The following is a 12,229-nucleotide window of genomic DNA, read 5'->3' as shown; positions in this document are numbered from 1 at the left end:
GTAGCCGCCTACAACTTCGGCCGCCGACTGAAGACCCTGCGCGGACTCACGCCCTACGAGTTCATCTGCAAGCAGTGGACCGCAGAGCCACAGCGGTTCAACGCCAACCCGCTCCACCAAACGCCAGGACTAAACATCTAGGTCCTGTGGACACTTACCGTAGCCACAGGATGGTTGCAGCGAGTGTGACGACGGCGAGGTAGTTCCTTGCCGTCTTCTCGAAGCGCGTTGCGACACGGCGGAACTGTTTGAGCTTGCTTAAGCAGCACTCGATCAGGTGACGCTGTGCGTAGAGGTGTTTGTCGAGCGGGTATTTCCGAGCGCGAGACGGGTTGTTGGGGATGACGGCTACAGCGCCCTTTGCGGCGATGGCCTGCCGCAGGGGATCGGCATCGTAGGCGGCATCAGCCATGACGACCTCGGCCGGCAGGCCTTCGATTAAGCCATAAGCCTGCGGGCAATCGCCGCGTTGGCCGCCGGTCAGTGCGAACCGCACGGGTGCGCCCAAGCCTCGGACAGCCATGTGGATCTTGGTGCTCAGACCACCGCGCGAGCGGCCAAGGGCCTGATCTTCAGACCCCCCTTTTTAGCGCCTGCGGCGTGCTGGTGGGCGCGGATGATGGTGCTGTCGACGATGAGGTATTCGAAGTCGGGATCGTCCGACATCTCCTCGAAGATGCGCCGCCAAACGCCCTTGTCGCTCCAGCGACTGAAGCGGCGGAACACGCTGTTCCAATCGCCGAACACCTCGGGAAGGTCGCGCCACGGTGAGCCAGTGCGCACGATCCACAGCACGCCTTCCACGAACATTCGGTTGTCGCGGCCAGTTGAGCCCTTTTGGTCAGGGCGCCCGATGATCAACGGCGCCATCCGCTCCCACGCCGCGTCGCTCAGCACCAAACGATCCAACACACCCAAGGCCGCCTCCCGAAAGGCAGCCTTGAATCATGAGAAGGGCCTTTCGGGAATCCCTAGAGTCCACAGAACCTAGCGGTTCAGCGCCGCCGCCGCGCCAGTCCCGCCAGCAGCAGCAATGCGCCGAGCACCGCCGGCGCCACCCAGGCCGGCGCCTCCAGCACCGGCAGGAACACCCAGTCCCACAATTCGGGCAGGATGCGGCGCTGCACCCCGGCCTGGAGGGTGTTCAGGAATTCCGGCCAGATGCCGAAGATCACCGCGCCCAGCGGTGTCCCGGCGCCGAACCAGCCCGCCAGCGCCGCGGCGGCGGCCAGCAGCAGAATGCCGAGGGCCTTCAGGCCCAGAGCCTCTCGCCCTGGAGGTTGCTGTAGAGCCCGGCGACGAACTCGCCATAGCCGTTGAACAGCCGCGTCGGCACGCGTTCATTGCTGCCGATCAGCCGTTCCGTCGCCTGGCTCCAGCGCGGATGCGGCACCTCCGGGTTCACATTGGCCCAGAAGCCGTATTCGCTGGCCTGCAAGGTCTCCCAGAAGGAGACGGGGCGCTGGTCCGTCAGCGTGATGCGGGCGATCGACTTGCCGGATTTGAAGCCATACTTCCACGGGAACACCACGCGGAAAGGCCCGCCATTCTGCGGCGGCAGCGGGCGGCCGAACATGCCGACCGGCATGAAGGTCAGCTCATTGCCCGCTTCCTCGATGGTGCAGCATTCTATATGCGGCCAAGGGTACCAGGATTGCCGCAGGCCGGTCATCACCTCCGGCTTCTGGGCGGTCTCGAAGCGCACGAACTTTGCGGAACCCAGCGGCTTCACAATCTCCAGCAGCTTCGACAATTCAAAGCCGGTCCAGGGCACGGTCATGCCCCAGGCCTCGACGCAGCGCAGCCGATAGACCCGCTCCTCGATGCCGATGCGGCGGATGATGTCGTCCACATCGAATTCGCCGGGGCTTTCGACCATGCCATCCACCTTGATGGTCCAGGGCCGGGTCGGCATCCGCAGCGCCGTGGGCCAGATGCCCTTGTCGCTGCCGAATTCGTAGAAGTTGTTGTAGGTGACCGCATCACGCTCCGGCGACAGCTCGCGCCCGGGCTGGTAGCGGGTGTTCCGCATGGCGGGCGGCAGATCCGGCAGGTCTTCCGGCAGGCGCGTCCAGGGGTCGGCGGGCGCGCTGCGGCGCCAGAACTGCGCCTCCGCCGCGCCGGGCGCCAGCATCGCTCCGGCGCCGGCAGCGGCCATCAGGGCGCGGCGGCCCAGCACCAGGTGTTCCGGGGTTGCCTGGCTTTCAGGGATCTCCCAGCCGCGCGGTCGCTTGATCAGCATGGACATCTCCGCCTTCACTCAGCCTACAGCTTCGATCGCGACCGTGTTTCGTCAAGGACGCGGCGCGAGGGCCGCGGGATTCGTCAAGGACGCGGCAGGATGGCCGTCGCCGGCAGATCCGGCCGCGTCTCGATGCGGAAGGCGCGGTAGCGCTCCGCCTCGATCCCGCGCCGGCTGCGCAGCAATGGGCCATCGGCGCGCATGATGGGCTCGGCATCGGGCCAATCGGGCGCGCTGTCACGTCTTTCGCTCTGCACCAGCAGGCCGGTTACGCCGGGGATGGGGCGCGGCAGATTAAATAGTGCCCATCGCGGGTTCAGCGCCACCACGGGCACGCCGGGCGGCAGGTTCAGGGCGAGCTGCGCGGCCAGGCCATACTCCTCCGCCGCCACGAACAGCGCGCCCTGGGCACGGCGCTCCGCCTCCACAGCCGCGGCCAGTTCGGACCAGCCGCCGAGGCGTGCGAGCGTCGGGTCCAGCCGCCTGCCGAGCGGCAGCGGCGCGAAGGCCGCCTGGATATAGACCGCCAGCGCCAGCACCGCGCCAAGCGCCACCGCCGGCCGGCGCCAGGACAGCAGGCGGGGCGGGATGCAGGCGGCGGCGGCGATGCAGGCGGCGGGGTAGAGCATGGCGGGCCAATTGCCCTGCACCCGGCTGCCGGTGGCCTGCCAGGTGAACAGCGCCACCCCCGGCAGCACCAGCGCCGCCAGCAGCCCGGCCGCCGCATCGCCGCGCCACCAGGCGCGCGTGGCGACAGCCACCCCCACTACGCAGAGAAGAAAGACCAGCGGGGTCGCCAGCCCGAACTGCCCGCCCAGCAACTCGCCCAGGTAGCGCAGCGTGAAGCCGGCCTCATCCGTGCCCGCCCGGCCGCCCTGCTTGGCGAAGGAGGCCCATTCATGCCGCGCGTTCCACAGCAGCACCGGCAGGAACACCAGCACGGCCAGCGCGCCACCGGCGTAAAGCCGCCAATCGCGCCACCAGCGCCAGGCATCGCGGCTGGCCAGCAGCCACAGCACCACCCCGGCGCCGAGCAGCGCCGCGGTGTATTTCGAGAACAGCGCGAGGCCCGCCAGCAGCCCGAAGGCCAGCCACCAGCGCCCATCCTGCGTCGCATGCAGCCGCGCCAGCGCCCAGAGCGCCGCGGTCCAGAACACCAGCAGCGGCAGGTCGGGCGTCATCAGCAGGCCGCCGACGCCGACCAGCAGCGTCGCGTTGAACAGCGCCGCCGCCCACAGGCCGGGCCGGCGGTCCGGGAACAGCGCATCCGCCGCCCGCGCCAGCAGCACGCTGGCCAGCGCGATGGACAGGGGGCCCATCAGCCGGATGCCGAAGGCGTTCTCGCCCGCCAGCTGCGTGCCGGCGCGGATGAACCAGGCAACCATCGGCGGATGGTCCAGGTAGCCCCACTGCAGGCTGCGCGACCAGACCCAGTAATACGCCTCATCCGGCGCCAGCGGCACCAGCGCCGCCAGGCCGAGCCGCAGCGCGGTGACAGCCAGCAGCAACCAGAGGGCGCTCATCGGGCCCGCCACACCAGGGTGGAGGACACGGCGTAGTTCCACACCACCGTGATCAGCGCGCCCGCGGCGCCGGCCATGCCCCAGGCCAGCACGCCATCCCGCACCAGCAGGCCGGCAATGCCGACATTGGCCGCGGCGCCGATGCCGCAGACCAGGTAGAACAAGGCCAGGCCCCGCCACAGCGCCGGCCCGCGCAGCCTGGCATCGCGATAGGTGATGCGGTTGTTCAGCACGAAATTCGCCGTCATGGCGACCAGGGTCGCGGCCCATTGCGCCGTTCCGAAACCCAGCGGCCCGAAGCCCAGCGGCCCGACCAGCAGCGCCAGCGCCGCCATGTGCACCAGCAGCCCCACCGCGCCGACCGCGGCAAATGCGAGGAAACGCATCGGCACGGCGCCGCCGGTGGCCTTGTCCAGCAGCAGGCCGGCGAATTCCAGCAGCACCGTGGCATCCAGCTTGCTTTCCCCGGCGAGGCGGGAGCGGAAGCTGTAGGGCACTTCCGCCACCACCAGCTTGCGGCGGGCGGAGAGCAGGATGTCGAGCAGGATCTTGAAGCCGCGTGCCGCCAGCCGTGGCGCCACATCCTCCACCACCTCACGCCGCAGCAGGAAGAAGCCGCTCATCGGGTCCGCCACCTGCACCGGCAGCAGCATCCGCGCGAGCCGGGCGCCGCCATCGGAAAGCGCGCCGCGCGCGGCGGAGAACCCACCCGAGGCGGCGCCGCCGGAGACATGGCGGCTGCCGATGGCGATATCTGCGCCGGCCTGCACCGCCGCCAGCATGGCCGGCAGGATGGTTTCGTCATGCTGCAGGTCGCCATCCATCACCGCGACGAAGGGGGCGGAGACCGAGAGCATCCCCTCGATGCAGGCGGAAGCCAGCCCGCGCCGGCCGATGCGGCGGATGCAACGCACACGGGGGTCCGTGGCCGCGATCGCCCGGGCGGCGGCGGCGGTGCCATCGGGGCTGTCGTCATCGACGAACACCGCCTCCCACGCCAGGCCGGCCAGCGCGGCATCGAGCCTGGCGACCAGGGGCGCGACATTGGCGGCCTCCCGGAATACGGGGATGATGATGGCCAGGTGGGCAGGCAGGGGCGTGGGCACGCGCGGCCTCTACAGCACTCTCCCGTGCCTGGGAATCGCCGGCGGGAAATTCGGCGCCGGGGCGGCGCGATGCGTCCCCCAGGGCGGACCGGGTTGCCGGCCGGGTTGCGGGCCGGGTTGTCGCGGGGGTGCATTGAACCGAGGGTGGCGACGAGTCCGCGCATGTGATGAATTGGCATCATGACGATGCCGTGGAAAGTATCGGATGTGGTGGCCCGGTCGCGACGATGGCGCCGGACGTCGTGAACCCGACGCCCGATGCCGCGGCGGCGGTCCGGCTGCCGTGGCGCGGGTTGCTGCTGCTGCGGGCCTTTGCGGTCCTGCTGCCGCTGGGCGCCCTGGTCGCCATCGGCTTCAGCACCATGGCCACGGTGGAACAGGCGGCGCGTGGCCGGGTGGAGCGTGTGGCGGAGATGCTGCACGAACACGCGCTGCGTGCCTTCGATGCCCAGGAACTCACCATCGCCGCCATCGCGCATCGCATGCAGGGCATGGGGTGGCCGGATGTGCAGGGGGATGCGGCGCTATATGGGTTCCTGCGGGCGCTGGATGCGGTGAACCTCAATTCCGGCGGCCTCGCGCTGGTTGCCCCGGGTGGCCTGCTGGTGATGTCGAGCACGCAGCCCTTCGGCGCGCCAGCGCGCGATGTCGCCAGCCGGGACTATGTGGCGGCGCAGCGCGCCGGCAGCCCGATTCCGGAGACGGTGTTCATCGGCCAGGTCGTCCGCGCCGCCGTGACCGGCGCGCCCATATTCCCCATCGTCCGTGCGCGGCCCCGCGCCGACGGGCTGAGCGATGGCGGTACCATCGTGGCGGCGCTTCTGCCCGGTAACTTCCAGTCCTTCTACCGCAGCATCCTGGAATCGCCGCAGGACCAGGTGACGCTGTTCCGCCTGGATGGCGCGATCCTGGCCGCGGTGCCGGAGCCGGCGGATCCGGTGGGCGCCGCCCTGCCGCGCAGCGCCGGGACCATGCTCCGGGCGCTGCGCAGCGGCCCGCTGGAGGTGCTGCAGGGCCCATCCCCCTTCGACGGCACACCGCGGATGACGGCGATCAGGCGGCTGGCGCGGCATGATGTCGGGATCGCCTATGGCCTGTCGCAGCAGGCCCTGTACCGGGACTGGCGGCGCCGCATGATCGCTCCGCTGGCCGGGGCCGTGCTGTCCATGGCGGTGCTGCTGGCCGCGATCTGGCAGGCGGAGCGCAGCATGCGCAGCCGCAGCCTGGCGGAATCACGCGCCCGCACCGCGGAACGCCAGGCAACGCTCGGCCTGCTCGCGGGCGGCCTGGCGCATGATTTCGGCAATATCACCCAATCCGTCAGCGCCGCCGCCCGGCTGCTGCAGCGCCATGCGGAGGATGCCGCCCGGGTGCGGCAGGTGGCCGATCTGCTGGAAAGCCACGCCACGCGTGCCACCGCCCTGTCCCGCCGCCTGCTGGACACGACGCGGCGCAGCGACCCGGTCGCGCTGCGCTCCGCGGGCGCGGTGGACATCACCGCCTCGCTCCGCGAATTGGCGGAGCTGCTGGATGCCACACTCGGCGCCGGCATCCGGGTGCGCTGCGACGTGCCACCCGGGCTGCGCAGCGCCCCCGGGCTGGACCGGGCGGAGCTGGAGACGGCGCTGATCAACCTGGCGGCCAATGCGCGCGATGCCATGCCGCAGGGCGGCGAGGTGTGGATCACCGCGCACCCCCTTCAGGTCCCCCCCCGCCCCACCGGTGCGCCGACGCTGACACCGGGCAACTACCACCGGATCACGGTGCGCGATTCCGGCCAGGGCATGTCGCCCGAAGCGCTGGCCCGGCTCGGCGAGCCGTTCTTCACCACCAAGCCGCCCGGCCGCGGCACCGGGCTGGGGCTGGCGATGGTGGCGGCCTTCCTGCGCCGCGCGGATGGCGCATTGCTGGCGGATAGCCGGCCCGGCCGGGGCACCGCGGTGCACATGCTGCTGCCGGCAGGCTGAACCGGGCCGGGCCCGCACAATCCCTTACACACGCCTACGTTGTCTGGGCTACCCGCGCGGGGGCAATTTGCCTTCCAATGAAGCGACCCTTACTGTCTGATGCTACCTTGAGTTGCTATCGGTAAATCGTTGCCACCTTATAGGGAAGCGAACCCCGTTTTGCCGCCCGCCGCATTACCCGCAAACGAAGCTGAGCGCCTTCGGGCCTTGCATGCCACGGGCATGCTCGATACGGCGCCTGAGGCGCGCTTCGATGGCTTCGCCCGCCTGGCCGCGCATCTCGTCGGCGCGCCGATCGGCATCGTCAGCCTGGTTGATGCGGATCGGCAGTGGTTCAAGGCCGCCGCCGGGCTGGACCTTTGCGAAACCCCCCGCAGCGCGTCCTTCTGCGCCCACGCCATCCTGGTCCCGGATGAGGTGATGGTGGTGGAGGATGCCCGGCTGGACCCGCGCTTCGCGGACAACCCGCTGGTCACCGGCCCGCCGCATATCCGCTTCTATGCCGGCGCGCCGATCATCAACCAGCACGGCCACGCGCTCGGCACACTCTGCGTGGTGGACCACGAACCGCGACAGATGCCGCCCAGCGCATCCCGCGCCCTGGCGGATATCGCCCAGGGCGTCGCGGCAGCGATCGAATTGCGGACCAGCCTCGATTCGGCGCAATCGGCGGCGCTGCGCGACCCGCTGACCGGCCTTGGCAACCGGCCGCTGTTCGAACAGCGCCTGGCGGCGGCGATCGCGCTGGCGCGCAGCCCGGCGCAACACGGCTTCGCCGTGTTCTGCCTCGATCTCGACCGCTTCAAGGCGGTGAACGACCTGCTCGGCCATGCCGGCGGCGACGCCCTGCTGCGGGAGGCGGCGCGGCGCCTCGCGGCCTGCGTGCGCGGCAATGATACGGTGGCACGCCTCGGCGGCGACGAATTCGCCGTGATCCTCTCAGGCCCGGTGACCCATGCGGAGGCCGATGCGCTGGCGGTGCGGCTGATCGAGGCGCTGAGCGCGCCCTTCGAATACCAGGGCCAGCCGGTGCCGATCCGCACCTCGGTCGGCTATGCGCTGGCGCCTGCCGATGGGCTTGATGCGGATGCGCTGCTGCGGCGCGCGGATAATGCGCTGTATGCCGCGAAGAACCAGGGCCGCGGCCGGCAGATGCGCTTCGACCCGGCGATGGAGGGTCAGCTCGCCGGCCGGCAGTCGCTGGAGCGGGACCTGCGCGCGGCGCTGGCGCAGGGCGCCTTCCGTTTCGAATGGCAGCCGGTGGCCGATACCGTGACCGGCGAGGTGGCGAGCTGCGAGGCGCTGCTGCGCTGGGACCGGCCCGGCTTCGGCCCGGTCTCCCCGGCCGTCTTCGTGCCGATCGCGGAAGCCTGCGGCCTCGGCGGCATGCTGGATGAATGGGTGCTGCGCGAGGGCTGCCGCCAGGCCGCCGCATGGCCGCATCCGCTGAAGGTGGCGCTGAACGTCTCCGCCTCCCGCTTCCACCTCGGCGGGCTGGCCGGGCTGGTGGCCAGCATGCTGCGCGATTCCGGCCTGGCGCCGGACCGGCTGGAGCTGGAAGTCACCGAAGGCACGCTGATCAAGGACGAGGCCGCGGCGGCGGTGACGATCGAGGAGCTGCATGTCCTCGGCGTGCGGGTGGCGCTCGATGATTTCGGCACCGGCTATTCCTCGCTCGGCTACCTGCATGCCTTGCCGCTCGACAAGGTGAAGCTGGACCGGTCCTTCATCCGCGACATCGATGGCAGCGAACGCGCGCGCAGCGTCATCCGCGCGGTGCTGCAACTGTGCCGCGGCCTTGGCATCAAGGCCTGCGCGGAGGGGGTGGAGACGCAGTCGCAGCTCGATTTCCTGCGCATCGAGGGCTGCGACCTGGTGCAGGGCTACCTGATCGGCCGGCCCAGCCCGAACCCGCCACTGCCGCAGGTTCCGCCGCGATCCGGCCCGGCCTGGACCCTGGTGCCGCGGCCCGCCATCGCGGCCGACCCGGCCAGCAGCGCCGCCGCACCCCCTCGCCCGGGCTTCCGCATCCCGCCGCGCGCCGCCCCGCGCCAGCGCTGGGGCATGGGCATCCGGCGGCGCTGGGCGAGTTTCGCGGTGCTGGCGATGGTCCCCATGCTGGTCTTTTCCGCCTGGCTGTTCGAAACCGAGACGCAGGACCGCATCCTGGCCGCCGAGACCGAGGCCACGGCCGCCGCCGCCCGCAGCGCGCGGGAGGTTGAGGCACTGGTCGGCCAGGCGCGCACCCTGCTGATCGCCCTGTCCCGCGTGCCGGAGGTTTCCGGCACCTTCGAGGCCCGCGCCGCGGGCCGGACCGATGCCAGCGCCTGCCGCGCGGTCCTGCAGCCGATCGCCGCCACCGCGCCCTGGCAACGCTCGATCAGCGTGATCCGCACCGACGGCACGGTGCTCTGCGAGAGTGGCGACTCGCCGCAGACCACGCTGGCGGATGTTCCGCAATTCCAGCGGGTGATGCAGACCGGCACCGAAGTGCTGTCCGATCTCGTGGAGCCGCCCTGGGGCGAGCCGCCGATGCTGCACCTGATGGTGCCGATCCTGCGGCAGGACGGGCAGGTTGCGGCGGTGCTGAGCGCGGGGCTGGATCCGGACTGGCTGCGTGGCCTGGTCACCGCCGCAGCGCCGCGCCATTTCCGCATCGCCGTGATCGACGGCGCCAGCCGGCTGGTGGCGCTGCATGTGCCGGGCGCCGACGCCGTACGGGCTGCCCGCTGGCGCCCCGGCCTTGATGTCAGCACGCATCCGGTGGCCCGTGCCGCGCTGTCCAGCGCCGGGCCGGGGCTGCTGCGGGCAGCGATGCTGGAAGGCACCACCGGCATCTTCGCCCATGCGCCGATCGGCGGCAGCAACCTGCGGGTCATCCTCGGCGTGGATGAGGAGGCGCTGCTCGCCCCCGTACGCCAGCGCCGCATGCTGTCCTACCTGCTGCTCGGCCTTGGTGGGCTGGCGCTGCTCGGGCTGGTGCTGGCGCTGGGCGAGGTGATGGTGCTGCGGCCGATCCGCCGGCTCGGCCATACCGTGGACCGGCTGGCGGATGGCGACCTTTCCGCCCGGGTGGGGCTGGACCGCCGGGTGGCGACGCCGGAGCTGGCGGCGCTGGCGCAGCGGCTGGACCACATGGCCGCGCGCCTGGCCGCGGCGCTGGAGACGGCGCGGGCCGCCAGCGCGGTGAAGTCCCGCTTCCTGTCGGCCGCCAGCCACGAATTGCGGACACCGCTGAACGGCATCCTCGGCTGGGCCCAGCTTCTGCTGCGCGACCGCAGCCTGGGGCCGGACCATCGCGAGCAGGTCCGCACCATCACCGAGGCAGGGGAACATCTGGCCGGCGTCGTCGGCCGGCTGCTGGAGATCAGCACGATCGAGGCGGGGCGCGCCGAGGCGCCGCGGCTGGAGGCCTCCGACGCGGCGGCCATCGCACGGTCCTGCATCGACCTGCTGCGGCCGAGCGCGGACCAGAAGGGCCTGTCGCTGCGGATCGAGGTGGCGGCCGATGTACCGCGAGCCGTGCTGATGGACCGCGCGCGGGTACGGCAGGTGCTGCTGAACCTGCTGGGCAATGCGGTGAAGTTCACCGACCAGGGCGGCGTCACGCTGCGCCTGTCGAAGCCGCTGGAGGGCCGGCTGCGCTTCGAGGTGACGGATACCGGCCCGGGCGTCTCGCCCATGTTGAACGGGCGGCTGTTCCAGGATTTCGTCCGCTATGACCCGCGCGGCACCGGCGCGGCCGGCTCCGGCCTCGGGCTCGCCGTCTCGGCCCGCTTCGCGGCGCTGCTCGGCGGGCAGATCGAGTATGAGGCGGGACCGGGCGGGCGCGGCAGCGTGTTCTGGTTCGAGCTTCCCGCCACGGCGGTGACCGAGCCCGCCGCCGCGGAAGCCGCCGTGCCCAGCCCGGCCCCCGCCCCGGCCCCAGCCCTGGCCACCGGCACGACGCCGCTGGTGCTGCCGCTGCGCGGCATGGCGGCCAACGCCCCGGCCGTGCCGGACGCCGTCCTCGGCGTGGCGCCGGCGCCGCTCGTGCAGCGCCGGCGGCTGCGGATCCTGGCCGCGGATGATGTCGCGGCGAACCGCCTGCTGCTGCGCGCGACGCTGGAAGCCGTGGGCCACAGCGTGGAACTGGTGGCCGATGGCGCCGCGGCGGTGGAGGCGGTCTCGCGTGAGGCGGCGGGCTTCGATGCGGTGCTGATGGATGTGCAGATGCCCGGCATGGACGGGCTGGAAGCCACCCGCCGCATCCGCGCCCTGCCGGGACCGATGGGCCGCGTGCCGATCCTTGCCGTCACGGCCGGCGCCTTCCGGGAGGATATCGCCGCCTGCCACGAGGCCGGCATGGATGGGCATGTGGAAAAGCCGATCCGCGTCGCGACGCTGGAGAAGGCGCTGGCGCAGATCATCGACGCCAGCCTGTCCGGCGACGAGGCCGAGGCCACGCGCGAATCCGAGGTCACGCTGGAACGCCGCGCCTCCGCCTGAGGACGAAGGCGCGGCGGCAGGCTACAGCAGCCCCCGGGCGATGCCGCCATCCACATTCACCGTCTGGCCGGTGACATAGGCGGCGCGCGGGCTGAGCAGCCACACCACCATCACCGCCACTTCCTCCGCCGTCGCGAAGCGGCCGATCGGGATTTCGTGGCTGAATTCCGCGATCACTTCCGCCGCCGCCACGCCGCGTTCCGCCGCCAGCTTCTCCGCCCGGTCCTGCCACAGCCGGGTCAGGGTGCGCCCGGGCGCGACGCAGTTCACGCGGATACCCTCCGCCGCATATTCGCCTGCCAGCGTCTTGGTCAGCCCGAGCAGGCCGGCCTTGTGAACGTTGGAGACGATCTGGTTCGGGTAGGGCATGCGCGACGCCGCGGCCCCCAGCAGCACGATGGCCGGCGCCTGGCCCTGGCGCAGCAGCGGCAGCGCGGCACGCACGGCGCGCACCGCGGACAGCACGTTGAACTGGTAGTTGCCCAGCCAATCCGCATCGGTCAGCGCCTCGAAGGGCGAACGGATGGACCCGCCCACGGCATCCACCAGCGCATCCAGCCCGCCGAGCCGCGCGGCGGCATCGGCCAGCAGCCGGTCCGCGGCGCCTTCCTGGGTGATGTCGGCCACCGCCGTGGCGGGGGTGCGGCCGCCCTCGGCGCCGATGCGCGCCGCCGCCGCGGCGATGCCGGCCGCATCGCGGGAGGCGATCATCACCTCCGCCCCCTCCGCCACCAGCAGGCTGGCCGTGGCGAAGCCGATGCCGGTGGAGGCGCCGATCACCAGCACCCGACGCCCTTGATATCCCAGATCCACGCTGAACCTCCTCGGTACCCGGCCTTACACGCGCTCATGCGTCTGCCGTTGACTGTCAGCAGTAGGGTGTCTAGGTGAATTGGAGAAGAC

At 71.4% G+C, this 12,229-nt stretch carries 8 protein-coding genes and 1 pseudogene; 3 read left to right on the top strand and 6 right to left on the bottom strand.

From position 1 onward, the window contains the following. Positions 1-141 (top strand): annotated as a pseudogene (locus Q8S40_RS25025) (IS481 family transposase); the annotation flags it as partial. A gap of 13 nt (positions 142-154) precedes the next feature. Here the strand turns inward: Q8S40_RS25025 and Q8S40_RS25020 are convergent. The 5 genes from Q8S40_RS25020 to Q8S40_RS25000 form a co-directional block, all read right to left on the bottom strand. Then, positions 155-918, bottom strand: a protein-coding gene (locus tag Q8S40_RS25020) for an IS5 family transposase (RefSeq protein ID WP_305672588.1) whose coding sequence is annotated in 2 segments (ribosomal slippage) — positions 155-580 and positions 583-918 — 762 coding nt in all. Because the reading frame shifts where the segments join, the coding sequence is not laid out codon by codon here. A 77-nt stretch (positions 919-995) separates the two neighbouring features. Next, positions 996-1,175 carry a hypothetical protein gene (locus Q8S40_RS25015; RefSeq protein ID WP_305672587.1) on the bottom strand — a complete coding sequence of 60 codons (180 nt, stop codon included), beginning with the start codon at positions 1,173-1,175 and terminating at the stop codon, positions 996-998. Between the two features lie 77 nt (positions 1,176-1,252). Then, complete coding sequence (gene msrP / locus Q8S40_RS25010; RefSeq protein WP_305672586.1) at positions 1,253-2,242, bottom strand: protein-methionine-sulfoxide reductase catalytic subunit MsrP; 990 nt, start codon at positions 2,240-2,242, stop codon at positions 1,253-1,255. A gap of 83 nt (positions 2,243-2,325) precedes the next feature. Beyond that, the gene (locus tag Q8S40_RS25005) at positions 2,326-3,765 is read right to left on the bottom strand and encodes a glycosyltransferase family 39 protein (RefSeq protein ID WP_305672585.1); all 1,440 of its coding nucleotides are present in this window, start codon (positions 3,763-3,765) and stop codon (positions 2,326-2,328) included. Further along, entirely contained in the window at positions 3,762-4,871 is a 1,110-nt protein-coding gene (locus Q8S40_RS25000) for a glycosyltransferase family 2 protein (RefSeq protein ID WP_305672584.1), read from the bottom strand. The genes Q8S40_RS25005 and Q8S40_RS25000 overlap by 4 nt, the downstream gene beginning before the upstream one ends. Before the next feature lie 191 nt (positions 4,872-5,062). Here Q8S40_RS25000 and Q8S40_RS24995 point away from each other — a divergent pair, with 191 nt between their 5' ends. After that, positions 5,063-6,838, top strand: coding sequence for a hybrid sensor histidine kinase/response regulator (locus tag Q8S40_RS24995; protein WP_305672583.1), 1,776 nt, complete (start codon positions 5,063-5,065; stop codon positions 6,836-6,838). 222 nt (positions 6,839-7,060) lie between these two features. Then, on the top strand, positions 7,061-11,326 hold the full coding sequence (locus Q8S40_RS24990; RefSeq protein ID WP_305672582.1) for an EAL domain-containing protein: 4,266 nt from the start codon (positions 7,061-7,063) through the stop codon (positions 11,324-11,326). Positions 11,327-11,347: 21 nt separating this feature from the next. Here Q8S40_RS24990 and Q8S40_RS24985 read toward each other — a convergent pair whose 3' ends face one another. Next, complete coding sequence (locus tag Q8S40_RS24985) at positions 11,348-12,139, bottom strand: SDR family oxidoreductase (protein ID WP_305672581.1); 792 nt, start codon at positions 12,137-12,139, stop codon at positions 11,348-11,350. Positions 12,140-12,229 lie beyond the last annotated feature (90 nt).

It is taken from the genome of Falsiroseomonas sp. (assembly GCF_030695085.1).
Classification (GTDB): Bacteria; Pseudomonadota; Alphaproteobacteria; order Acetobacterales; family Acetobacteraceae; genus Falsiroseomonas.
The sequence above is the reverse complement of the archived record's forward strand: the minus strand, read 5'-3'. Positions and strand labels throughout refer to the sequence as shown.

Coding starts and splice junctions, on each gene's coding strand:
- Q8S40_RS24990 (WP_305672582.1), top strand. CDS start 7,061: ATGCTCGATACGGCGCCTGAGGCGCGCTTCGATGGCTTCGCCCGCCTG.
- msrP (WP_305672586.1), bottom strand. CDS start 2,242: ATGCTGATCAAGCGACCGCGCGGCTGGGAGATCCCTGAAAGCCAGGCA.
- Q8S40_RS25005 (WP_305672585.1), bottom strand. CDS start 3,765: ATGAGCGCCCTCTGGTTGCTGCTGGCTGTCACCGCGCTGCGGCTCGGC.